Source organism: Variovorax sp. UC74_104, assembly GCF_044055375.1.
Taxonomy (GTDB): Bacteria; Pseudomonadota; Gammaproteobacteria; order Burkholderiales; family Burkholderiaceae_C; genus Variovorax.
In genome coordinates, this window is record NZ_CP171978.1 from 1659301 (window position 1) to 1682021 (window position 22721).

The window sequence follows — 22721 nt, forward strand, 5'->3', positions numbered from 1 at the left end:
CCTCAGCGCAGCACGCGGATCAGCTCGTCGTACACCAGCCGCACGCGCGCCGGAACCGGTGCGCGCTGCGAGCGGTAGACATGGATCGGCCAGGGCTCGGGCGCCTCGGCCTCCAGCACCTCCACGAGCTCGCCCGATTGCAGCAGGGGCTCGGCCAGCGGGGCAACGAGCTGGCCGAAGCCCAGGCCCGCGCGCACTGCCGCGCATTCGGCATCGACGTCGTCGGTGACGAAGGCTGGCGCGGCCACCGGCACCTGCCGCCCCTTGCTGAAGAACCACGACCAGGGGCGGCCCGAGCTGCGGTCCATCAGCGCGGTGAGCGGAAAGCCGGGCAGCGCATCGAGGTTCTCCGGAATGCCGGTGCGCTCGATCAGCGCGGGCGCCGCCACCACATAGAGGCGCATCCTGCCGACCGTGCGGGCGACGAAGCGCGCATCGCGGATGGGGCCCGCGCGCACGCCGACGTCGATCTGCTCGTCGACCACGTCGGCGTGGCTCTCCGACAGCCGCAGGTCGAGCACCAGGCCGGGATGCGCGGCCAGCATCGGCGCGAGCGCCTGCGGTATCAGCCGCCGGCCGAACACGTTGGGCGCAGTCACGCGCACCGTGCCTGCATGCTGCGACAGCGCGCGCCGGTCGGTGCGATGGAACAGCGCGTCGACGCCGCCCACCGCGGCACGCGCGCGCTGCGCGAGCTGCCGGCCGAAATCGGTGAGCTGCACACCGCGCGTGCTGCGGTGGAAGAGGGGCTCGCCCAGTTCCTCCTCGAGCTCGCGCACCGCGCGCGTCACCACCTGCGGCGACACGGAAAGCCGCACGGCCGCCTCGCGGAAGTTGGAGGCATCGGCGGCGGTGAAGAAGACGCGCAGCGCTTCGAGGCGATTGGACATGGAGTGTTCCTTGAAGAGGAATTCTGAAGTCGCCAGAGTTTCATTTACTGGAACGCGTGGATTTTCCACACTGCATGCACTTCTTCAACACATCGTTCAATCCACCCGAAAGGAATTTCTCCATGACATCCGTTCAAGACAACATCAAGGGCAAGGTCGCCATCGTCACCGGCGCGAGCAGCGGGCTCGGCGAATCGACGGCGCGCCACCTGGCTGCGCGCGGCGCGAAGGTGGTGCTGGCGGCGCGCCGCACCGACCGGCTTCAAAAGCTCGTTGCCGAGATCCGCGAAGCCGGCGGCGAGGCCATCGCCGTGGCCACCGACGTGGCCAAGCGCGCCGACCTCGAGAAGCTCGCCCAAGCCACCGTCGAGGCCTTCGGCCGCATCGACGTGCTGGTCAACAACGCAGGCGTGATGCCGCTGTCGCCCATCCACAAGCTCAAGGTCGACGAGTGGGACCGCACCATCGACGTCAACATCAAGGGCGTGCTCTACGGCATCGCCGCGGTGCTGCCGCGCATGCAGACGCAGGGCAGCGGGCACATCGTCAACATCGCGTCCATCGCCGGGCTGAAGGTGTTCACGCCCATCGGCACGGTCTACAGCGCGACCAAGCACGCGGTGCGCGCCATCTCCGAGGGCCTGCGCGTGGAGGTGGGCAACAGCGGTGTGCGCGTGACGATCGTGTCGCCCGGCGCGGTGGAGTCGGAGCTCAAGTTCGGCAGCACCGACGCGGAGAGCGCCGCCGGCGTGCAGGCGTTCTACGAAGCCAGCCAGATCCCAGCCGATTCGGTGGCGCGCGCCGTGGTCTACGCGGTGGAGCAGCCGGCCGATGTGGACATCAACGAGGTCGTGCTGCGGCCTGTGTCGCAGGAGTTCTGAGCCGGCCTTGAAAGCAAAAGAGATGCGGGACGGACCCGATCCGCCTCGATTAACCTTCAATAACTGAAGGTCAATTCGCGGCCCCAGGCGGAAAGCCCTGCAAAATAGAACGACCGTTCGTTTTTGCATGGAAATTCCACGATGACCGCAACAGCCGTTCCCGCCAAGCCCGCGCGCGCCGCCCAGAAAGGGCAGCAGACCAAGGCCGTCATCGTCGATGCGGCGCTGGCACTGGCCGCGCAGATCGGCCTCGAAGGGCTGTCGATCGGCGCCGTGGCCGAGATCACCAAGATGAGCAAGTCGGGCGTCTTTGCCCACTTCGGTTCGCGCGAAGAGCTGCAGATCTCGGTGGTGCGCGAATACCACGCGCGCTTCGAGCAGGAAGTGTTCTTCCCCGCATTGAAGGCGCCGCGCGGCCTGCCGCGCCTGCGCGCCATGTTCGCCAACTGGATGAAGCGCACCTCGACCGAGATCGACTCGGGCTGCATCTACATCAGCGGCGCTTCCGAATTCGACGACCGCCCGGGCCCGGTGCGCGACGCGCTGGTCGAGTCGGTCAGCATCTGGCAGGCGGCCGTTCTGCGCGCCATCGTGCAGTCGCAGAGCGAAGGCCACCTGCGCGCCGACGCCGATGAGCGCCAGGTGGCGTTCGAGATCCACGGCCTGATCCTCGCGCTGCACTACGAAGCCCGTTTCCTGCAGGTGCCCGGCTCCATCGGCCGCGCCAACGTCGGCTTCGACAACATCCTCGCGCGCGCCGCCACGCCCGACGCGCCGAAACCCGAAGCGGCCGCCACCCCCGCGGCACGCCGCCTCAAGACCGTGCGCTGACTGAAGCCGCGCGGCTCGTACCTTTTTCGTTTTCCCTTTTTTCTTTTTCTATCTAGCTTCGACCAGGAGAGTTCCGGATGCCTACCTACAACCCCCCCGTACGCGACATGCAGTTCGTGCTGCACGAAGTGCTCAACGTCGCCGAGGAGCTCAAGGCGCTTCCGGCCCATGCCGAGACCGACGCCGACACCATCAACGCGGTGATCGAGGAGGCAGGCAAGTTCGCCGCCGAGGTGACATTCCCGCTCAACATCAGCGGCGACGAGGAAGGCTGCACGCTCGACAAGAACACGCATGAAGTGAAGACGCCCAAGGGCTTCAAGGAAGCCTACGCCAAGTACGTCGAAGGCGGCTGGCCCGCGCTGTCGTGCGACCCGGCCTTCGGCGGCCAGGGCCTGCCCTTCGTGGTCAACCAGTGCCTGTTCGAGATGCTCAACAGCGCCAACCAGGCCTGGACCATGTACCCGGGCCTCTCGCACGGCGCGTACGAAGCGCTCGCAGCGCACGGCACCGACGAGCAGAAGAAGACCTACCTGCCCAAGCTCACCAGCGGCGAGTGGACCGGCACCATGTGCCTGACCGAGCCGCACTGCGGCACCGACCTGGGCCTGCTGCGCACCAAGGCCGAGCCGCAGCCCGACGGCACCTATCGCATCACCGGCAACAAGATCTTCATCTCGGCCGGCGAGCACGACATGACCAGCAACATCATCCACCTGGTGCTGGCACGCCTTCCCGACGCGCCCAAGGGCAGCAAGGGCATCAGCCTGTTCGTGGTGCCGAAGTTCAAGGTCAAGGCCGACGGCTCGCTGGGCGAGCGCAACCCGATCTTCTGCGCCGGCCTGGAGCACAAGATGGGCATCCACGGCAACGCCACCGCGCAGATCGTGATCGAAGGCGCCACCGGCACCCTGGTGGGCGAGCCCAACAAGGGCCTGGCCGCGATGTTCGTGATGATGAACGCCGCCCGCCTGGGCGTGGGCAACCAGTCGCTGGGCCTCACGGAAGTGGCCTACCAGAACGCGCTGGCCTACGCCAAGGACCGCATCCAGATGCGCTCGCTGTCGGGCGTGAAGGCCAAGGACAAGGAAGCCGATCCCATCATCGTGCACCCAGACGTGCGCAAGATGCTGCTCACGGCCAAGGCGTACGCCGAAGGCGGCCGCGCGCTGCAGATCTTCTGCACGCTGCTGCTCGACAAGGAACACAACCACCCCGACGAGAAGGTGCGCAAGGACTCGGGCGAGCTGGTCGCGCTGCTGACCCCCATCGTCAAGGCCTTCATCACCGACAACGGCCATATCTCCACCAACGCCTGCATGCAGGTGTTCGGCGGCCACGGCTTCATCAAGGAATGGGGCATGGAGCAGTTCGTGCGCGACAACCGCATCAACATGATCTACGAAGGCACCAACACCATCCAGTCGCTGGACCTGCTGGGCCGCAAGGTGCTGGGCAACAACGGCGCGTCGCTCAAGAAGTTCGGCAAGCTCGTCGCCAGGCTGGTGGAAGAAGAGGGCGTGAACGAGAAAATGGCCGAGTTCATCAACCCGATCGCCGGCCTGGGCGACCAGCTCACCAAGTTCACGACCGAGATCGGCTTCAAGGGCTTCCAGAACCCCGACGAAGTGGGCGCTGCCGCGGTGGACTACCTGCGCGTGGCCGGCCACTTCGTGTTCGGCTACCTGTTCGCCCGCATGGCGCAGGTGGCGCTGCGCGAAATCGCGGTCGGCAACACCGACCCCTTCTACGTCGCCAAGCTGCAGACCGCGCGCTTCTACTTCGCCAAGCTGTTCCCCGAGACCGCGACGCTGATGCGCACCGCGCGCGCCGGCAGCAAGGTGCTGATGGACACCGACGCCGCACTGGCCTGAAGCCGCGAGTCTTTCCTCAACCGACACTCAACCTGGAACCGCTCATGAAAGCAACGCTTGCAGCCGTCCTGTTCACCGTCACCGCCGCCTCTGCCATGGCGCAAGGCGCGGGCATCACGCCGGTGGGCCTGTGGCGCAACGTCGACGACAAGACCGGCGAGGTCAAGGCCGAGATCCGCATCGCCGAGACCAACGGCGCGCTGAACGGCCGCATCGAGAAGTCGTTGAAGAAGGACACCAAGGCCGACGCGGTCTGCGAGGAATGCAGCGACGACCGCAAGGGCAAGCCCATCGCGGGCCTGGAGATCATCCGCGGCGGCAAGAAGGCCGAGGGCAAGGACGTCTGGGAAGGCGGAAAGATCCTCGACCCCGAGAACGGCAAGGAATACCGCGCGAGCTTCACGCCGGTGGACGGCGGCAAGAAGCTCGAAGTGCGCGGCTATCTGGGCCCCTTCTGGCGCACCCAAACCTGGAACCGCGTGCAGTAAGAGGCGCACGGTTTCCCACAACACATACCAATCAACATGTCCCGATTTCAAGTGAAGAAGGTCGCCGTGCTCGGCGCCGGCGTGATGGGCGCGCAGATCGCGGCCCACCTCGTCAACGTGCGCGTGCCTGTCGTGCTGTTCGACCTGGCGGCCAAGGAAGGCCCCAAAAATGGCATCGTCACGCGCGCCATCGACAACCTCAAGAAGCTCAAGCCCGCGCCGCTGGGCGACGTGGCCGACGCCGTGCTGATCGAGCAGGCCAACTACGACGACAACCTCGACAAGCTCGCCGAGTGCGACCTCGTCATCGAGGCCATCGCCGAGCGCATGGACTGGAAGCTCGATCTCTACAAGAAGATTGCGCCGCACGTCGCCAAGCACGCGATCCTGGCCTCCAACACCTCGGGCCTGTCGATCACCAAGCTCAGCGAGGCGCTGCCCGAGGCGCTGAAGCCGCGCTTCTGCGGCATCCACTTCTTCAATCCGCCGCGCTACATGTTCCTGGTGGAGCTGATCAACACGCCCACCACGCAGCCGCAGGTGCTCGACGACCTCGAAGCCTTCGTCACCAGCACGCTGGGCAAGGGCGTGGTGCGCGCGCACGACACGCCCAACTTCATCGCCAACCGCGTCGGCATTGCCGGCATGCTGGCCACGCTGAAGGAAGTCGAGAAGTTCGGCCTCACGCCCGACGTGGTGGACGACCTCACCGGCAAGAAGCTGGGCCGCGCGAGCTCGGGCACCTTCCGCACCGCCGACGTGGTGGGCCTGGACACCATGGCCCACGTCGTGAAGACGCTGCAGGACAACCTGAACGCCGAGACCGACCCGTTCTACGCGAACTTCGCGACGCCGCCCGTGCTCGCCAAGCTGCTGGAGCTGGGCAACCTGGGCCAGAAGACCAAGGCCGGCTTCTTCAAGAAGGCCGGCCGCGACATCCTGCGCTTCGACCTGAAGAGCGGCGAGTACGTGCCCGCCGGCGCCAAGGCCGACGAGGTGTACGGCCGCATGCTCAAGAAGCCCGCGGGTGAGCGCCTGAAGCTGCTGCGCGAGAGCGAAGGACCGCAGGGCCAGTTCCTCTGGGCCATCCTGCGCGACGGCTTCCATTACGCGGCCGTGCATCTTGCCGACATCGCCGAGAGCGCGCGCGACATCGACTTCGCGATGCGCTGGGGCTTCGGCATGAAGCAGGGCCCCTTCGAACTCTGGCAGGAAGCCGGCTGGGCGCAGGTCGCCAAGTGGGTGCAGGAAGACATCGATGCAGGCAAGGCGCTGAGCAGCGCGCCGCTGCCCAAGTGGGTGTTCGAAGGCCCGGTGGCCGAGGCCGGCGGCGTGCACACGCCCGAGGGCTCGTGGAGCGCCTCGCAGAACAAGTTCGTGCCGCAGCGCAGGCTGCCGGTGCATGACCGTCAGCTCTTCCCCGAGAGCGTGCTCGGCGCCAATGCGGCCGATGCCAACACCGCCGGCACCACCATCAGTGACGAAGGCGACGTGCGCGTGTGGACGCTCGACGGCGAGGTGCTCATCGCCAGCATCCATTCGAAGATGCACGCCATCAGCCCCGACGTGGCCGAGGCGCTGGGCGCCGCGGTCGACCTGGCCGAGGCCGAGTACAAGGGCCTGGTGATCTGGTCGCCCGACGAGGTGTTCTCGGTCGGCGCCGACCTGCAGGCGATGCTGCCGGCCTTCGTGGTCGCGGGCATCGGCGCGGTCGAGGGCGCGGAAGAAGAGCTGCAGAACGTGATGCTCAAGATCCGCTACGCCAACGTGCCGGTGATCTCCGCCGTGCGCGGCATGGCGCTGGGCGGCGGCTGCGAGCTGGCCATCCATTCGGCCAAGCGCGTTGCCGCGATGGAAAGCTACATCGGCCTGGTCGAAGTGGGCGTGGGCCTGATCCCCGGCGCGGGCGGCCTGACCTACATCGCCCGCCGCGCCGCGGAGAACGCATCGGCTTCCACCGGCACAGACCTGCTGCCCTTCCTGACCGAAGGCTTCACCGCCGCCGCGATGGCGAAGGTGGGCACCGGCGCGCTCGACTCGAAGAAGCTCGGCTACCTGCTCGACAGCGACGTGATCGTGCCGAACAAGGACGAGCTGCTGTACGTGGCGCTGCAGCAGGCCAAGGCCATGGCCGACGCCGGCTACCGCCCGCCGCTGCGCCGCACCTTCCGCGTCGCGGGCCGCAGCGGCGCCGCGACCATCAAGGGCCAGCTCGTGAACATGCGCGACGGCGGCTTCATCAGCGCGCACGACTTCCACATTGCCAGCCTGATCGCCAACGTGGTCACCGGCGGCGACGTCGACGCGGGCTCGCTCGTGACCGAGGAATACCTGATGACGCTGGAACGCAAGGCGTTCTGCTCGCTCATCGTGCATCCCAAGACGCAGGAGCGGATCATGGGGATGCTGAGCACCGGCAAGCCAGTGCGCAACTAAGGACAGATTTCATGAGCAAGCAAGTACAAGACGCCTACATCGTCTCCGCCACCCGCACCCCCATCGGCAAGTCGCATCGCGGCTACTTCCGCAACTACCGTCCCGACGACCTGCTGGCCACCACGCTGCGCGCCGCGCTGGCTGCGGTGCCCAGCCTCGATCCGAAGGCGATCGAGGACATCATCTGCGGCTGCGCGATTCCCGAATCGCAGCAGGGCCTGAACGTCGCGCGCATCGGCGCGGTGCTGGCCGGCCTGCCGACCAGCGTGGGCGGCATCACCGTCAACCGCTTCTGCGCCTCGGGCCTGTCGGCCGTGCAGATGGCGGCCGACCGCATCCGTGTGGGCGAGGCCGACGTGATGATCGCGGCCGGTGTCGAGAGCATGAGCATGGTGCCGATGATGGGCAATTCGCCCTCGCTGTCGCCCTCGATCTTCGAGCGCGAGGGCGACGTGGGCATCGCCTACGGCATGGGCCTCACGGCCGAGAAGGTGGCGCAGCAGTGGAAGGTGAGCCGCGAGGCGCAGGACGAGTTCGCGCTCGCCTCGCACCAGAAGGCGCTGGCCGCGCAGAAGGCCGGCAAGTTCGCCGACGAGATCACGCCCATCGAGGTGACCGACCGCACGCCGAACCTCGAGACCGGCGAATCCATCGCCAAGACCCGTACCGTCAACCTCGACGAAGGCGCGCGCCCCGACACCAGCATCGAAGGCCTGGCCAAGCTGCGCACCGTGTTCGCCGCCCGCGGCACCGTGACGGCCGGCAACAGCTCGCAGACCTCGGACGGCGCCGGCGCGCTGATCCTCGCGAGCGAGAAGGCCGTGAAGCAATACGGCCTCACGCCGCTCGCGCGCTTCGTGAGCTTCGCCAGCAAGGGCGTGCCGCCGCACATCATGGGCATCGGTCCGATCGAGGCCATTCCCGCGGCGCTGCGCTATGCCGGCCTGAAGCACGAGGACATCGACTGGTTCGAGCTGAACGAAGCCTTCGCCGCGCAGTCGCTGGCCGTCATCAACACGCTGGGACTCGATCCGTCGAAGGTCAACCCGATGGGCGGCGCAATTGCACTGGGCCACCCGCTGGGCGCCACCGGCGCCATCCGCTCGGCCACCGTGGTGCACGCGCTGCGCCGCGAGAACCTGAAGTACGGCATGGTCACGATGTGCGTGGGCATGGGCCAGGGCGCCGCAGGGATCTTTGAACGCGTCTGATAGACGACGCGCAAGGCACCGCGACGAGTGCCGGTTCAACGAAGGAGACAGCTTCATGCAGACGCAGCAGCAGCTTCCGGTCGACGGCGGCGCACAGCAACTGGCGGTGCGCCGCTACGAACCCGCCGGCACGCCGCGCGCGAGCGTGGTGATCGGCGGTGCGATGGGCGTGCGCCAGTCCTTCTACGCGCCCTTCGCGCAATGGCTCTCGCAGCAGGGCCTGCGCGTCTGGACCTTCGACTACCGGGGCTCGGGCGACTCGCGCGGCAACGTGCCGTTGCGCGAGGTCGATGCCGACCTGTTCGCCTGGGCTCGCGACTACGAAGCGGTGATCGATGCCGCCAAGGCCGCAGCGCCCGATGCGCCGCTCTACCTGCTGGGCCACAGTCTAGGCGCGCAGCTTCCGGGCTTCCTGCAGCGGCCGGAGCAGGTCGATGGCCTCGTGAGCATCGCGGCCGGCAGCGGCTACTGGCGCGAGAACGCGCCGAGGCTCAAGCGCTCCATCCTCTACTTCTGGTTCGTGCTGGTGCCGCTGGTCACGCGGCTGTTCGGCTACTTTCCGGGCCGCAAGCTCAGGAAGGTGGGCGACCTGCCGCGCGGCGTGATCCTGCAGTGGCGGCGCTGGTGCCTCAACCCGCGCTACAGCGTCGGCGCCGAGGGCGAACTTGCCGCGCGCAGCTACAGCCGCGTGCGCTTTCCGGTGCTCGCGCTGTCGATGACCGACGACGAACTCATGACGCTCGCGGGCACGAACAGCCTGTTGAGCTTCTATACCGGCGCGCCGAGCGCCATCGAACGCATCGCGCCGGCGGACGTGCAGGCGCGCCGCATCGGCCACTTCGGCTTCTTCCGCGAGCAGTTCAGCCAGAGCCTCTGGCCGAGCACGGTGGACAGGCTGAACAGGCTCGCATCGCTTACTGCGGTGCAGCACGCCAACGTCCCGCACACGACTGCATGACGCGGGCCACCGGAGGCACACTGCCGCCATGACGACGAGCACGCACCCCTTCGACAAGGCCCTGAAGATCCACCACAGCGACATCCGCGTGGGGCACTTCACCGGCATGACCAGCCCCGACTACTGGAACATGGTCGGACCGTTCGGCGGCACCACCGCGGCGCTCGCGCTGCAGGCCGTGATGCAGCACCCCGACGTGCTCGGAGCGCCCATCGCGCTCACGGTCAACTACGCGGCGGCACTCGAAGCCGGCGCGTTCGACATCCAGGCCACTGCCGTGCGCACCAACCGCTCCACGCAGCACTGGACGGTGCAGATCACGCAGGCCGGCCCCAGCGGCGCGCCCAGCATGACGACCACCGCCACGGTGGTGACGGCCGCGCGCCGCGAGACCTGGGGCGAGAGCGACATGCCCATGCCCGAGTCACCCAGGCCCGAGACGGTCGAGCGCATGAGCATCGGCCCCTCGGGCGTGGCGTGGATCAAGCAATACGAGATGCGCCCCTTCAGCGGCGGCATTCCCGCCAGGTGGGACGAGAGCCTGAGCCATAGCGAAACCCGCATCTGGCTGCGCGACGCCGAGCCCAGGCCGCTGGACTTCGCATCGCTGGCCGCGATGAGCGACATGTTCTATCCGCGCGTGTGGCTGCGCCGCGCGAAGCATGTGCCGGCGGGCACGGTGTCGATCACCACCTACTTCCACGCCGGGCCGCAGCAGCTCGCCGAGGTCGGCACCGGCTACCTGCTGGGCCGTGCCGCGGGCCAGCAGTTCTTCAACGGCTTCTTCGACCAGACGGCGCATCTGTGGAGCGAGAAGGGCGTGCTGCTCGCCACCTCGAACCAGATCGTCTACTACAAGGAATAGCGACATGGCCACCCTGCAGAAAGCCGTTCTCGTCGTGGGCGCCGGCGACGCCACCGGCGGCGCCATCGCCCGCCGCTTCGCGCGCGAGGGCTATGCCGCCTGCGTCACGCGGCGCAGCCTCGACAAGCTGCAGCCGCTGGTCGCGCAGATCGAGGCCGACGGCGGCCGCGCCCGTGCCTTCGCGTGCGACGCACGCAAGGAAGAGGAGGTGGTCGCGCTCGTCGAGCAGATCGAATCGACCATCGGGCCCATCGAGGTGATGGTGTTCAACATCGGCGCCAACGTGCCCGAGAGCATCCTCACCGAGACCGCGCGCAAGTACTTCAAGGTGTGGGAGATGGCCTGCTTCTCGGGCTTTCTCAACGGCCGCGAGGTGGCGAAGCGCATGGTGGCGCGCGAGCTCCCCAGAGGTGGCCATCGCGGCACGATCATCTTCACCGGCGCCACCGCATCGCTGCGCGGCGCGGCGAACTTCGGCGCCTTCTCGGGCGCCAAGATGGCGCTGCGCGCGCTGGCCCAGTCGATGGCGCGCGAACTGGGGCCGCAGGGCATTCACGTGGCGCACGTGGTGGTCGATGGCGCCATCGACACCGAGTTCATCCGCAGCAACTTCCCCGAGCGCTATGCGCTGAAGGAGAGCGACGGCATCCTGAACCCCGACCACATCGCCGACACCTACTGGATGCTGCACGCGCAGCCGCGCGATGCATGGACGCACGAGATCGACCTGCGTCCGTGGTCCGAGAAGTTCTGAAGAATTCCAGGAAGGAGACAAGAGCGATGACGAAATCCGTCGACTTCTATTTCGACTTCGGCAGCCCCGCCGCCTACCTCGCCGCGACGCAGCTGCCGCACGTGTGCGCCGACACCGGCGCGCAGCTGGTGTGGAAGCCCATGCTCCTCGGCGGCGTGTTCCAGGCCACCGGCAACCATTCGCCGGCCGAAATCAAGCCCAAGGGCCCGTACATGACGACGGACCTCAAGCGTTTTGCCAAGCGCTACGGCGTGCCCTTCGCGCACAACCCGCACTTCCCGATCAACACGCTGCTGCTGATGCGCGGCGCCACCGGCATCCAGATGAAGGAGCCAGACCGCTTCGGCGCGTATGTCGACGCGGTCTTCCACGCGATGTGGGTGGAGCCCAAGAACCTCAACGACCCGGCGACGGTCGGCGCCGTCCTGCAGAATGCCGGCTTCGATGCAGGCGCGCTGCTCGCGCTGGCCGGCGTGCAGGAAACCAAGGACCGGCTCAAGGCCGTCACCCAGGAAGCCGTGGAGCGCGGCGTGTTCGGCGCGCCCACCATGTTCGTCGGCGACGAAATGTTCTGGGGCCAGGACCGGCTCGATTTCGTACGCGAAGCACTCGACGCCGCCTGAGGGCGGCACCACACGGCACTACACGTTTTCATTCAAGGATTTTTCTATGAGCGACATCCTCGTCCACACCGAAGCCGGTGTGATGACCATCACCTTCAACCGCGTCGACAAGAAGAACTCGATCACAAGCGGCATGTACGCCGAGCTGGCCGATGCACTGGCCAACGCGGAGACCGATGCGGCCGTGCGCTGCGTGCTGATCCAGGGCGACCCGACGATCTTCAGCGCGGGCAACGACATCGGCGACTTCCTCAACGCCCCGCCGGCCACGCAGGAATCGCCGGTGTTCCGCTTCCTGCGCGGCATCGCGACCTTTCCCAAGCCGCTCGTCGCTGCGGTGTGCGGCCCCGCCGTGGGCATCGGCACCACGATGCTGTTCCACTGCGACCTGGTCTACGCGGGCGACAACGCGGCCTTCTCGATGCCCTTCGTGAACCTGGGCCTGTGCCCCGAGGCGGCTTCGAGCCTGCTGGTGCCGCAGATGCTGGGCTACCACCGCGCCGCCGAGGCGCTGCTGCTGGGCGAGCCCTTCATGGCCGAGGCCGCGCTCGAAGTGGGCCTGGTCAACCGCGTGGTGCCGCCGACCGAGGCGAACGCCATCGCCCAGGCGCAGGCCCGCAAGCTGGCGGCCAAGCCGCTGAGCGCGCTGGTGGAAACCAAGCGCCTGCTGAAGAAGGGCCAGATGCCCGCCGTGCTGGAGCGCATGGGCGAAGAGGGCGCGAGCTTCGGGCGCATGCTGCGTGAGCCGGCTGCGCGGGAGGCTTTCGGCGCCTTTATGGAGAAGCGCAAGCCGGATTTCTCCAAGGTCTGACAAGGGTCGGAAGCGTCTGCGCAGGCTTGCACGCTTACACTGACCGGCGTGCAAAATCTGGAGACAAGAACGCTCGCAACGCCCGGCCAACGGGCGAAGGATGCTACTGAAAAAGTAGCATCCGGCATCTCGCGCAGGCGTACTTTCGGTTTGCTGGCCGGCGCCCTCGCGGCGCCTTCGCTGGCCTTGGCGCGCATCAGGCCGCTGCGCATCGGCGTCATCGGTTCATGGTCCGGCCCCTACGCGGGCGGCGGCCGGCAGTTCGATGCCGGCATGTCCGTGTGGCTCGCGGCGCACAACCAGCACATTGCCGGAAGGCCCGTCGAACTGCTGCGGCGCGACGTGCCGGGCAGTGCGCCCGACCAGGCCCGTCGCCAGGCGCTCGACCTCGTGGAAAGCGAGCGCGTCGAGTTGCTCGCGGGCCTGGATTTCAGCTCCAACGCCTATGCCGTGGGCAACGTCGCCACGCAGGCCAGGCTGCCGCTGATCGTGATGAACGCGGCGTCCTCGGGCATCACGGCGCGCTGCCCGTATGCGGTGCGCGTGTCGTTCACCATCGGGCAGGTCACGCTGCCATTGGCCCGATGGGCGCTGCAGCAGGGGCTGCGCGACGTCTGCACCGTGGTGGCCGACTACGCCTCGGGCGTCGATGCCGAAAGCGCCTTCGTCTCGGGCTTCACCGCGGGCGGCGGCCGCATCGGCGCGATGCTGCGGGTGCCGCTGACCACGCTGGACTACTCGGCCTACATGCTGCGGCTGCGCGAACTGAAGCCGCAGGCGGTGTTCTTCTTCCTGCCCTCGGGGCAGATGCCGGCCACCTTCCTCAAGTTCTGGCGCGACCGGGGCATGGCCGACACCGGCATCCGCCTGCTGGCCACCGGCGACGCCACCGACGACCACTACCTGGAAGGCATCGGCGAGCTGGCCGACGGCCTTGTCACCAGCCACCACTATTCCTTCGCCCACGACTCGCCGGCCAACCGCCGCTTCACCGGCGTCTTCGAGACCGAATACGGCAGCCATCTGCGGCCAGGGTATTTCGCAGTCGCGGCGCACGACGCGCTGGAGGCCATCGACGCCGCGATGACCTCGCCCGCCGCGCGCGGCAACGCGAGCGGGGAGCGGCTGGTGGATGCATTCCGCGGGTTGAAGCTCGAAAGCCCGCGCGGCCCGGTCGAGATCGATGCCCATACCCGCGACATCGTGCAGAGCGTGTACATCCGCCGCGTGGAGCGGCGCGACGGCCGCTGGGTCAATCGCGAGTTCGAGCGCTTCGAGCGGGTGCGCGACCCGGGCGTCTGAGAGGGTGTCGCCTTCACCAGAAACACCGCGGAACCGGCTTTGCCGGGCCGCAGGTGTTGTCCCCGGCAAGGGGGTTGCCGAAGCGACACGAAGTGCGCGAAGCCTGGGGGATTACTTTTCGATCGGACGCGGACGGCCGTTGTCGTCGATGGCCACGTAGGTGAAGGTGGCCTGCGTCACCTTGATGTATTCGCCCTGCGCGCGGAAGCGCTCGGCGAAGACTTCGACCGTGACGGTGACCGAGGTGCGGCCGATGCGCACCAGCTTCGAATAGAACGACAGGATGTCGCCCAGGCGTACGGGCTGCTTGAAGATGAACTCGTTGACCGCCACCGTCGCCTGCCGGCCCTTGGCGTAGCGCGCGGGAATGACGGAGCCGGCCAGGTCGCACTGCGCCATGACCCAGCCGCCGAAGATGTCGCCGTTGGCGTTGCAGTCCGCCGGCATCGGAATGACCTTGAGCACCAGCTCCATGTCGGTGGGCAGGCTCTTGAGGGTGGCGGCGGCCGTGGAGGCGGCACTGGAAGTATCTGACATGGGCACAATCTGGAACAAACAAGCAACCACGATTGTCCTCCATGCGCCGCAGCGGCGAAGCCCTTCCTTCCTCCCACGCCGCCGGCGGCCAGGCGCCGGCACCCGCAGGCGATCGCTCCGACTGGGCGACCCTGCGCCGGCTGTTCCCCTATCTCTGGCAGTACAAGTGGCGCGTTGCCGCCGCGCTGGCCTTCATGGTCGGCGCCAAGGTGGCCAACGTCGGCGTGCCGGTGCTGCTGAAGAACCTGGTCGACACCATGACGCCCAAGCCAGACATGGCGCAGGCGCTGCTCATCGTGCCCATCGGGCTGCTGCTGGCCTACGGGCTGCTGCGCTTTTCCACATCGCTGTTCGGCGAACTGCGCGAGCTGATCTTCGCCAAGGCCACCGAGGGCACCGCCAGGCAGATCGCGCTGGAAGTGTTCCGCCACCTGCATTCGCTGAGCCTGCGCTTCCACCTGGAGCGCCAGACCGGCGGCATGACGCGCGACATCGAGCGCGGCACGCGCGGCGTGCACTCCCTCATCTCGATGTCGCTGTACAGCATCGTGCCGACCATCATCGAGTTGGTGCTGGTGCTCACCATCCTGGGCGTGAAGTTCGACTCGCTGTTCGTCTGGATCACGGCGGCGGCGCTGGTGCTGTACATCACCTTCACCGTGACGGTGACCGAATGGCGCACGCAGTTCCGCAAGACCATGAACGAGCTCGACTCGGTGGCGCAGAGCCGCGCGGTCGATTCGCTGCTGAACTACGAGACCGTCAAGTACTTCAACAACGAGGAATTCGAGGCCGGCCGCTACGACGCCAGCCTCGACCGCTACCGCAAGGCCGCCATCAAGAGCCAGCGCACGCTGAGCATGCTCAACACCGGCCAGCAGGCGCTCATTGCCATCAGCCTGGTGCTGATGCTGTGGCGCGCCACCTCGGGCGTGGTCGACGGGCGCATGACGCTGGGCGACCTGGTGATGGTCAACGCCTTCATGATCCAGCTCTACGTTCCGCTCAATTTCCTGGGCGTGATCTACCGCGAGATCAAGCAGAGCCTGACCGACCTCGACAAGATGTTCGTGCTGATGGAAAAGGAGCGCGAGGTGCGCGACGCGCCCGATGCGCAGCCGCTGGCCGGCGTGGATGCCACGGTGCGCTTCGAGGACGTGAGCTTCGCCTACGAGCCCGCGCGGCCCATCCTCAAGCACGTGAGCTTCGAGATCCCGGCAGGCAAGACGGTGGCCGTGGTCGGCCCCTCGGGCTCGGGCAAGTCGACGCTCGCGCGGCTGCTCTACCGCTTCTACGACGTGCAGCAGGGCCGCATCACCATCGGCGGCCAGGACATCCGCGAGGTGACGCAGTCGAGCGTGCGCCATGCCATCGGCATCGTTCCGCAGGACACCGTGCTCTTCAACGACACCGTCGAATACAACATCGCCTACGGCCGCCCCGGCGCCACGCGTGAGGAAGTGGAAGCCGCCGCCCGCGCCGCGCGCATCCACGACTTCATCGCCGCCACGCCCAGGGGCTACGAAACGACCGTGGGCGAGCGCGGCCTGAAGCTCTCAGGTGGCGAGAAGCAGCGCGTGGCCATCGCGCGCACTCTGCTGAAGAACCCGCCCATCGTGATCTTCGACGAAGCCACCTCGGCGCTGGACTCGGCCAACGAGCGTGCCATCCAGTCGGAGCTCAAGAGCGCCGCGCAGGACAAGACCACGCTGGTCATCGCGCACCGGCTGTCGACGGTGGTGGATGCGCACGAGATCCTGGTGCTTGAAAGCGGCGTGATCGTCGAGCGCGGCACGCATGCCGAGCTCCTCGCGAAGCAGGGCCGCTACGCGCAGATGTGGGCTTTGCAGAAGAGCGAAGCAGCACCGCTGATGTAGCGCGATCATCCGTTCCTTCTTTTTTATCGATTCCAGGAGTTCAGACGTGTCGAACAAGATCCCCCTGCTGGTGCTCAACAGCCTTTCGAGCGCCCACCAGGCCCAGATCGCCGAGGTCTACGACATGACCTACGCCTTCGGCCCCGAGCAGCGCGCGGCCGCCATCGCCGAGCACGGCAAGAAGTTTCGTGCGGTGTTGACCATCGGCGTGATCGGCATCACGCCCGAAGAGATCGACGCGATGCCGGCGGTGGAACTGATCTGCTGCATGGGCGCCGGCTACGAAGGCGTGCCGCTCGAAGGTGACGCGCGCACGCGGCATCGCCACCGCCAACGGCGCCGGCACCAACGACGACTGCGTGGCCGACCACGCCTTCGGCCTCCTGATCGGCATCGTGCGCGAGTTCCGCAAGCTCGACCGGCTGTGCCGCGAGGGCGTGTGGCGCGAAGCCATTCCGCAGCCGCCGAACGTGTCGGGCAAGAAGCTGGGCATCCTTGGGATGGGCACCATCGGCCAGAAGATCGCGAAGCGCGCGGCGGCCTTCGACATGGAAGTGGGCTATCACAACCGCAAGCCGAAGGAAGGCGTGACGCAGCGCTACTTCGACGACCTGAAGTCGCTCGCCGCATGGGCCGACTTCCTGGTGCTGGCCGCTCCGGGCGGGCCGGCGACGAAGCACCTGGTCAATGCCGAAGTGCTCGACGCGCTGGGGCCGCAGGGCTACCTGGTGAGCATCGGGCGCGGCAGCGTGGTCGACACCGAGGCGCTGGCGGCTGCGCTGCGCGAGAACCGGATCGCCGGTGCGGGCCTCGACGTGTACGAGAGCGAGCCGAAGCGGCCCGAGCAGCTGATCGGGTTGGACAACGTGCTGCTCACCCCGCACATGGCGGGCTGGTCGCCCGAGGCGACGCAGAAGTCGGTGGACCACTTCCTCGCGAATGCCGAAGGGCACTTCGCGGGGCGTGGCGTCGTTACACCCATTTGATGTCTTGCTCCTTCCCCCTCTGGGGGAAGGTTGGGATGGGGGCGGGCAGGGCGCCCGCAATGAGCGCCGCTTGCCCCCACCCCCGCCCTCCCCCAGAGGGGGAGGGGGTCAAGCCAATACCGAGGGCCGGCGCGCCGCCCAGCCGCATGCCTGGTCATACGCATGCCCCAGCCGCAGCACATCGAGATCCGAATGGATCGGCCCCGCCAGTTGCAGCCCCATCGGCAGCCCGCCTTCGCCGAAGTCCGCGCGCACGTTCAGCGTCGGCAGCCCCGCCAGCGTGAACGGCGTGACGATCTCCATCCAGCGGTGGTAGGTGTCGCTCTTCACGCCGGCCACCCCGGGCGGCCAGTGCAGTTCGGCGTCGAAGGGAAAGACCTGCGCCGTCGGCGCCAGCACGAAGTCGAAGTGCTCGAAGAGCTTGAGGAAGGCGCGGTAAACGTTCGAGCGGTACACCGAAGCCTGATAGAGCGAGGCCGCGTCGAGATGGCGGCTCTGCTCGATCTCCCATTGCGCCTCGGGCTTGAGCTGCGCGAACAGCTTCGGGTCGCTCAGGTAGGCGCCCAGCTTGCCGCCCACCAGCAGCTGCCGCAGGCGCAGCCAGGCGCTCCAGTTGTGCTCGCGCGGCACGTCGAGCGTGCAGGGCTCGACCTCGCAGCCGATGTCGCGGAAGGTGACTAGCGCCTTCTCGCCGAGCTCGCGGATGCCCGGATCCAGCGGCAGCTCGGGCCAGATGCTGCCGAGCCAGCCGATGCGCAGGCCCTTGCCGTCGCCCTCCAGCCGCAGTTCGTCGGGCGAGGGCAGGGCATGCGGCGAAGACAGCGGCACGCGCGTGTCGAAGCCCGCCTGCACGGCCAGCAGCCGCGCCGCGTCTTCCACCGTGCGCGCCATCGGGCCCTCGCAGCCCAGCTGCTGGAAGAAGAGTTCCTCGTCGGGGTTGCCCGGCACGCGCCCGCGCGAGGGCCGCATGCCGATCACGTTGTTGAAGGCCGCCGGGTTGCGCAGCGAGCCCATCATGTCGCTGCCGTCGGCCACCGGCAGCATGCCCAGGGCCAGCGCCACCGCGGCGCCGCCGCTGCTGCCGCCCGCGCTGCGGTCGGGCGCATAGGCGTTGCGGGTGATGCCGAACACGGTGTTGTAGGTGTGCGAGCCGAGGCCGAATTCGGGCGTGTTGGTCTTGCCGATGACGACGGCGCCGGCCGCCCTGGCGCGCGCCACGTGCAGGCTGTCGTTGCGGGCCGGCGAGCGCGGCGACAGCGGCGAGCCCATCGATGTCGGCAGGCCGGCGGCATGGCTCAGGTCCTTCACCGCCAACGGAAAGCCGTGCATCCAGCCGCGCCGTTCGCCGCGCGCCAGCTCGGCATCGCGCTCGTCGGCCTCGGCCAGCGACTGCACCGGATCGCGCAGCGACACGATGGCGTTGAAGCGCGGGTTCAGCGCCTCGACGCGGGCCAGCGAGGCCTGCATCAGCTCCCGGCAGGACAGCTCGCGCGCGGCGATGCGGCGGGAGAGTTCGGTGGCGCTGAGGTCGAGCAGGTCGGCTTGGGGCATGGCGGATGAGGGAAAAGGAGGGGGAGCCCAGTATGGCGCGGCGCTCGCATAATCGCCGCGTATGGAAACAAAGTGGCTCGAAGACTTCATCAGCCTTGCGGAAACGCGCAGCTTCAGCCGCTCGGCCCAATTGAGGCACGTGACGCAGCCGGCGTTCTCCCGCCGCATCCAGGCGCTCGAAGGCTGGGCCGGCACCGATCTGGTGGACCGCAGCTCGTACCCCACGCGGCTCACGCCTGCGGGCCAGACGCTCTACAGCCAGGCCATCGAGATGCTGCAGTCGCTGCAGAGCACCCGCGCCATGTTGCGCGGCCACTCGGCCGCCGGGCAGGACGTGATCGAGATCGCGGTGCCGCACACGCTGGCCTTCACCTTCTTTCCCTCGTGGGTGACCAGCCTCAGGGAGCACTTCGGGCCCATCAAGAGCCGCCTGATCGCGCTCAACGTGCATGACGCGGTGCTGCGGCTCGTCGAAGGCAGCTGCGACCTGCTGATCGCCTACCACCACCCCTCGCAGCCGCTGCAGCTCGACGCCAACAAGTACGAGATGGTCAGCCTCGGCGAGGAAACCGTGGCCCCCTGGGTCAAGGCCGACGCCGAGGGCGCTCCGCGCTACCGCCTGCCGGGCCGGCCCGGCCAGCCGCTGCCCTACCTGGGCTATGCGCCGGGCGCCTACCTGGGCCGCGTGGTCGACCAGCTGCTCAAGGAGTCGGGCACCGCCATCCACCTCGACCGCGTGTACGAGACGGACATGGCCGAGGGCCTGAAGGTCATGGCGCTCGAAGGGCACGGCATCGCCTTCCTGCCGCAGAGCGCGGTGCGCAAGGAGATCAAGGCCCGCAAGCTGGTGAGCGCGCTGCCGCCCGAGATCGACAGCCTGGAAGCCACCATGGAAATCCGCGCGTACCGCGAGCGCCCGGGCACGCCGGCCCCGGTCAAGGCCGGCGCCGGCCGTGCGGCGCTGAAGGCGGCCGACACCCTGCAGCCCAAGCGCACGGCCGATGCGCTGTGGTCCTACCTCGTCGGCACCCAGCCGCAGCGCTGACGGCATGGCGGCCTCACCGGAATTTGTGCATCGCACAATCTATAAATGCCGCGCATAGGCCCTCCCGCAAAAGGCATTGGCGCACCGAATCCGGCGCCACTACAGTCGCGGCTGCTTTTCGCTGTCACGCCCCCAACCCACGGCACGCGCCCTACGCGTGCTTTTTTTTAAGCCGAGGAACCGCAGATGAGCTCCAACTTCAGGACGGAACACGACTTCCTCGGCGAGAAGCAGATCCCCGCCATTGCCTACTGGGGCGTGCACACGGCGCGCGCGGTCGAGAACTTCCCCATCTCCGGCACCCGCATCTCGGCCATGCCCGACCTGGTGCGCGCGCTGGCCTACGTGAAGAAGGCCGCCACCCGCGCCAACGCCGACCTGGGCGCCATCGACCGTGACCGCGCCGCGGCCATCATCCTGGCCTGCGACGACATCGTCGACGGCAAGCTGCTCGACGAGTTCGTGGTCGACGTCATTCAGGGCGGCGCCGGCACCTCGACCAACATGAACGCCAACGAGGTCATCTGCAACCTCGCGCTGGAAAAACTGGGCCACGAGAAGGCGCGCTACGACGTGCTCCACCCCAACGACCACGTCAACGCCTCGCAGAGCACCAACGACGTGTATCCCACGGCGGTGCGCCTGGCGCTGTGGTTCGCCATCGGCCGGCTGCTGGAGTCGATGGCTTCGCTGCGCCGCGCCTTCGAGGCCAAGGCGCTGGAGTTCAAGGACATCCTCAAGATCGGCCGCACCCAGCTGCAGGACGCCGTGCCCATGACGCTGGGGCAGGAGTTCCTGACCTACGCGATCATGATCGAGGAGGACGAGGCCCGCCTGCGCGAGGCGCGCGCGCTCATCGAGGAAATCAACCTCGGCGCCACGGCCATCGGCACCGGCATCAACGCGCCGCACGGCTACGCGAACCTCGCCTGCCAGTACCTTGCCGAGCAGACCGGCGTGCCGCTGAAGCAGGCGGCCAATCTCATCGAGGCCACGCAGGACACGGGCGCCTTCGTGCAGCTGTCGGGTGTGCTCAAGCGCGTGGCGACCAAGCTCAGCAAGACCTGCAACGACCTGCGCCTGCTCTCCAGCGGCCCGCAGGCCGGCTTCGGCGAGATCCGGCTGCCGGCGCGGCAGGCGGGCTCGTCGATCATGCCGGGCAAGGTCAACCCGGTGATCCCGGAAGTCATGAACCAGGTGGCCTTCGAGGTCATCGGCAACGACATCACCGTGACGCTGGCGTCAGAAGCCGGCCAGCTGCAGCTCAACGCCTTCGAGCCGATCATGGGCTGGAGCCTGTTCAAGAGCATCCAGCACCTGAGCCGGGCCTGCACCACGCTGCAGCACAACTGCGTGGAGGGCATCGAGGCCAACCGCGAGTTCCTGGCGAAGCGGGTGCGGGAGTCGGTCACGCTGGTCACGGCGCTCAACCCGCTGATCGGCTACGAGAAGGCCGCGCTCATCGCCAAGACCGCGCTGGCCACCGGCGGGCCGATCGACCTCGTGGCCGAATCGCTGGGCATCATGACCCGCGCCGAGATGGACGCGCTGCTGGTGCCCGAGAACCTCACGCAGCCGGTGCGGCTGTCGGCGGCACCGGTGCCGGCAGCGGCCGAGCCGACGGTCAACAATCCGGGCACAAAGGCTGCTTAGTGAAAATCGGACAATGCCAGGAGGCAGGATCGCACCATGCTGGCGCTGAGATGCGCATGGCCGGTGCAGGCTGTGTGTGTATGCACCGGGTTGGTCCGGGTATCACGCAAAATGCGAGTGTCTAGAATTTAGTTGTATCTGTTTCAGTCACCCTCAGGAGTTTTCCTCATGAAAAAACAAGTATTGGCATTGGCGGTTGCGGCACTGGCCGCTGGCGGCGCGATGGCGCAGGCCAACGACACGCTGGCCAAGATCAAGGCTTCGGGCGTCATCACCGAAGGCGTGCGTGAATCTTCCGGTCTGTCGTACACGCTGGGCAATGGCCAATACACCGGCTTCCACTACGACGTCTGCGCCAACATCATCAAGGACCTCGAGAAGGCCGCCGGCAAGAAGCTCGAAGTCAAGTACCAGCCCGTGACCTCGCAGAACCGCATTCCGCTCGTGCAGAACGGCACCGTGGACATCGAGTGCGGCTCCACCACCAACAACGCCACCCGCCAGAAGGACGTGGCCTTCGGCGTGACCACCTACGTCGAAGAAACCAAGATCGTCGTCAAGGCCAACTCGGGCATCAACTCGCTGGCCGACCTGAAGGACAAGACGGTTGCCACCACCACCGGCACCACGCCGCTGCAAACCGTGCGCAAGCAGAAGCGCGCCGAGAACCTGACCTTCAAGGAGGTCTACGGCAAGGACCACTCCGACAGCTTCCTGCTGCTCGAAACCGGCCGTGCCGACGCCTTCGTGATGGACGGCTCCATCCTGGCTGCCCTGGCCGCCAAGTCGAAGTCGCCCAAGGACTACAAGATCCTGCCCGACGTGCTGGCCGTGGAACCCATCGCCATCATGATCCGCAAGGACGACCCCGCCTTCAAGAAGGCCGTGGACGACAGCATCAAGGCACAGGCCAAGTCGGGCGAACTCGCCAAGCTGTACGACAAGTGGTTCCTGAAGCCGATTCCCCCGGCTGGCGTGACCATCGGCCTGCCGCTGGGTGAAGCCACCAAGAACGCCTGGGCCAACCCGAACGACAAGCCCGCCGAAGAGTACGTCACCAAGGAATAAGCGCGGCGTCGCTGCGTGATGACGCCCACCTTTCGCGGTGGGCGTTTCTTTTCAAGGGACTGGCTTTCGCAAGAGACGGT

19 protein-coding genes and 1 pseudogene are annotated in these 22721 nt (G+C 67.5%); 17 read left to right on the forward strand and 3 right to left on the reverse strand.

The window, feature by feature from the left end:
* Positions 1-2: 2 nt before the first annotated feature.
* Positions 3-890 (reverse strand): LysR family transcriptional regulator, encoded by an 888-nt coding sequence (locus ACHMXA_RS07760; RefSeq protein WP_395319840.1) that lies wholly within the window; start codon positions 888-890, stop codon positions 3-5.
* 122 nt (positions 891-1012) lie between these two features.
* On the opposite strand from ACHMXA_RS07760, the gene ACHMXA_RS07765 reads away from it, so the two are divergent.
* The 12 genes from ACHMXA_RS07765 (at position 1013) to ACHMXA_RS07820 (ending at position 13924) form a co-directional block, all read left to right on the forward strand.
* Complete coding sequence (locus tag ACHMXA_RS07765; RefSeq protein ID WP_395319842.1) at positions 1013-1771, forward strand: SDR family oxidoreductase; 759 nt, start codon at positions 1013-1015, stop codon at positions 1769-1771.
* A gap of 141 nt (positions 1772-1912) precedes the next feature.
* The gene (locus ACHMXA_RS07770) at positions 1913-2602 is read left to right on the forward strand and encodes a TetR/AcrR family transcriptional regulator (protein WP_395319844.1); all 690 of its coding nucleotides are present in this window, start codon (positions 1913-1915) and stop codon (positions 2600-2602) included.
* Between the two features lie 77 nt (positions 2603-2679).
* Positions 2680-4476 carry an acyl-CoA dehydrogenase C-terminal domain-containing protein gene (locus tag ACHMXA_RS07775; protein WP_395319846.1) on the forward strand — a complete coding sequence of 599 codons (1797 nt, stop codon included), beginning with the start codon at positions 2680-2682 and terminating at the stop codon, positions 4474-4476.
* A gap of 44 nt (positions 4477-4520) precedes the next feature.
* Entirely contained in the window at positions 4521-4964 is a 444-nt protein-coding gene (locus ACHMXA_RS07780) for a DUF2147 domain-containing protein (RefSeq protein ID WP_176667728.1), read from the forward strand.
* A gap of 36 nt (positions 4965-5000) precedes the next feature.
* The gene (locus ACHMXA_RS07785) at positions 5001-7400 is read left to right on the forward strand and encodes a 3-hydroxyacyl-CoA dehydrogenase/enoyl-CoA hydratase family protein (RefSeq protein ID WP_395319848.1); all 2400 of its coding nucleotides are present in this window, start codon (positions 5001-5003) and stop codon (positions 7398-7400) included.
* An 11-nt stretch (positions 7401-7411) separates the two neighbouring features.
* Complete coding sequence (locus tag ACHMXA_RS07790; protein ID WP_093057296.1) at positions 7412-8611, forward strand: acetyl-CoA C-acyltransferase; 1200 nt, start codon at positions 7412-7414, stop codon at positions 8609-8611.
* 55 nt (positions 8612-8666) lie between these two features.
* Positions 8667-9569, forward strand: coding sequence for an alpha/beta fold hydrolase (locus tag ACHMXA_RS07795; protein WP_395319850.1), 903 nt, complete (start codon positions 8667-8669; stop codon positions 9567-9569).
* Between the two features lie 28 nt (positions 9570-9597).
* Entirely contained in the window at positions 9598-10434 is an 837-nt protein-coding gene (locus ACHMXA_RS07800) for an acyl-CoA thioesterase (protein WP_395319852.1), read from the forward strand.
* Between the two features lie 4 nt (positions 10435-10438).
* Positions 10439-11188, forward strand: a complete 750-nt coding sequence (locus ACHMXA_RS07805) for an SDR family oxidoreductase (RefSeq protein WP_395319854.1) — start codon at positions 10439-10441, stop codon at positions 11186-11188.
* Positions 11189-11214: 26 nt separating this feature from the next.
* Positions 11215-11811 (forward strand): 2-hydroxychromene-2-carboxylate isomerase, encoded by a 597-nt coding sequence (locus ACHMXA_RS07810; protein WP_395319856.1) that lies wholly within the window; start codon positions 11215-11217, stop codon positions 11809-11811.
* Between the two features lie 46 nt (positions 11812-11857).
* Complete coding sequence (locus ACHMXA_RS07815; RefSeq protein ID WP_395319858.1) at positions 11858-12622, forward strand: enoyl-CoA hydratase; 765 nt, start codon at positions 11858-11860, stop codon at positions 12620-12622.
* 195 nt (positions 12623-12817) lie between these two features.
* Positions 12818-13924, forward strand: coding sequence for an ABC transporter substrate-binding protein (locus ACHMXA_RS07820; RefSeq protein ID WP_395321250.1), 1107 nt, complete (start codon positions 12818-12820; stop codon positions 13922-13924).
* Positions 13925-14035: 111 nt separating this feature from the next.
* Here the strand turns inward: ACHMXA_RS07820 and ACHMXA_RS07825 are convergent, their stop codons facing one another.
* Positions 14036-14461 (reverse strand): acyl-CoA thioesterase, encoded by a 426-nt coding sequence (locus ACHMXA_RS07825; RefSeq protein WP_019656901.1) that lies wholly within the window; start codon positions 14459-14461, stop codon positions 14036-14038.
* A 41-nt stretch (positions 14462-14502) separates the two neighbouring features.
* On the opposite strand from ACHMXA_RS07825, the gene ACHMXA_RS07830 reads away from it, so the two are divergent.
* Together ACHMXA_RS07830 and ACHMXA_RS07835 are read left to right on the forward strand one after the other, a co-directional pair.
* Complete coding sequence (locus tag ACHMXA_RS07830; RefSeq protein ID WP_395321252.1) at positions 14503-16338, forward strand: ABCB family ABC transporter ATP-binding protein/permease; 1836 nt, start codon at positions 14503-14505, stop codon at positions 16336-16338.
* Between the two features lie 46 nt (positions 16339-16384).
* Positions 16385-17324 (forward strand): annotated as a pseudogene (locus tag ACHMXA_RS07835) (2-hydroxyacid dehydrogenase).
* A gap of 108 nt (positions 17325-17432) precedes the next feature.
* Here the strand turns inward: ACHMXA_RS07835 and ACHMXA_RS07840 are convergent.
* Positions 17433-18875 (reverse strand): amidase, encoded by a 1443-nt coding sequence (locus tag ACHMXA_RS07840; RefSeq protein ID WP_395319860.1) that lies wholly within the window; start codon positions 18873-18875, stop codon positions 17433-17435.
* Between the two features lie 61 nt (positions 18876-18936).
* On the opposite strand from ACHMXA_RS07840, the gene ACHMXA_RS07845 reads away from it, so the two are divergent.
* From ACHMXA_RS07845 to ACHMXA_RS07855, 3 genes are all read left to right on the forward strand, one after another.
* Positions 18937-19920 (forward strand): LysR substrate-binding domain-containing protein, encoded by a 984-nt coding sequence (locus ACHMXA_RS07845; protein ID WP_395319862.1) that lies wholly within the window; start codon positions 18937-18939, stop codon positions 19918-19920.
* 186 nt (positions 19921-20106) lie between these two features.
* Entirely contained in the window at positions 20107-21573 is a 1467-nt protein-coding gene (locus ACHMXA_RS07850) for an aspartate ammonia-lyase (RefSeq protein ID WP_395319864.1), read from the forward strand.
* A gap of 168 nt (positions 21574-21741) precedes the next feature.
* Entirely contained in the window at positions 21742-22641 is a 900-nt protein-coding gene (locus ACHMXA_RS07855) for an amino acid ABC transporter substrate-binding protein (protein ID WP_176667742.1), read from the forward strand.
* The last annotated feature ends 80 nt before the right edge of the window (positions 22642-22721 follow it).

Coding starts and splice junctions, on each gene's coding strand:
- ACHMXA_RS07760 (WP_395319840.1), bottom strand. CDS start 890: ATGTCCAATCGCCTCGAAGCGCTGCGCGTCTTCTTCACCGCCGCCGAT.
- ACHMXA_RS07765 (WP_395319842.1), top strand. CDS start 1,013: ATGACATCCGTTCAAGACAACATCAAGGGCAAGGTCGCCATCGTCACC.
- ACHMXA_RS07770 (WP_395319844.1), top strand. CDS start 1,913: ATGACCGCAACAGCCGTTCCCGCCAAGCCCGCGCGCGCCGCCCAGAAA.
- ACHMXA_RS07775 (WP_395319846.1), top strand. CDS start 2,680: ATGCCTACCTACAACCCCCCCGTACGCGACATGCAGTTCGTGCTGCAC.
- ACHMXA_RS07780 (WP_176667728.1), top strand. CDS start 4,521: ATGAAAGCAACGCTTGCAGCCGTCCTGTTCACCGTCACCGCCGCCTCT.
- ACHMXA_RS07785 (WP_395319848.1), top strand. CDS start 5,001: ATGTCCCGATTTCAAGTGAAGAAGGTCGCCGTGCTCGGCGCCGGCGTG.
- ACHMXA_RS07790 (WP_093057296.1), top strand. CDS start 7,412: ATGAGCAAGCAAGTACAAGACGCCTACATCGTCTCCGCCACCCGCACC.
- ACHMXA_RS07795 (WP_395319850.1), top strand. CDS start 8,667: ATGCAGACGCAGCAGCAGCTTCCGGTCGACGGCGGCGCACAGCAACTG.
- ACHMXA_RS07800 (WP_395319852.1), top strand. CDS start 9,598: ATGACGACGAGCACGCACCCCTTCGACAAGGCCCTGAAGATCCACCAC.
- ACHMXA_RS07805 (WP_395319854.1), top strand. CDS start 10,439: ATGGCCACCCTGCAGAAAGCCGTTCTCGTCGTGGGCGCCGGCGACGCC.
- ACHMXA_RS07810 (WP_395319856.1), top strand. CDS start 11,215: ATGACGAAATCCGTCGACTTCTATTTCGACTTCGGCAGCCCCGCCGCC.
- ACHMXA_RS07815 (WP_395319858.1), top strand. CDS start 11,858: ATGAGCGACATCCTCGTCCACACCGAAGCCGGTGTGATGACCATCACC.
- ACHMXA_RS07825 (WP_019656901.1), bottom strand. CDS start 14,461: ATGTCAGATACTTCCAGTGCCGCCTCCACGGCCGCCGCCACCCTCAAG.
- ACHMXA_RS07830 (WP_395321252.1), top strand. CDS start 14,503: ATGCGCCGCAGCGGCGAAGCCCTTCCTTCCTCCCACGCCGCCGGCGGC.
- ACHMXA_RS07840 (WP_395319860.1), bottom strand. CDS start 18,875: ATGCCCCAAGCCGACCTGCTCGACCTCAGCGCCACCGAACTCTCCCGC.
- ACHMXA_RS07845 (WP_395319862.1), top strand. CDS start 18,937: ATGGAAACAAAGTGGCTCGAAGACTTCATCAGCCTTGCGGAAACGCGC.
- ACHMXA_RS07850 (WP_395319864.1), top strand. CDS start 20,107: ATGAGCTCCAACTTCAGGACGGAACACGACTTCCTCGGCGAGAAGCAG.
- ACHMXA_RS07855 (WP_176667742.1), top strand. CDS start 21,742: ATGAAAAAACAAGTATTGGCATTGGCGGTTGCGGCACTGGCCGCTGGC.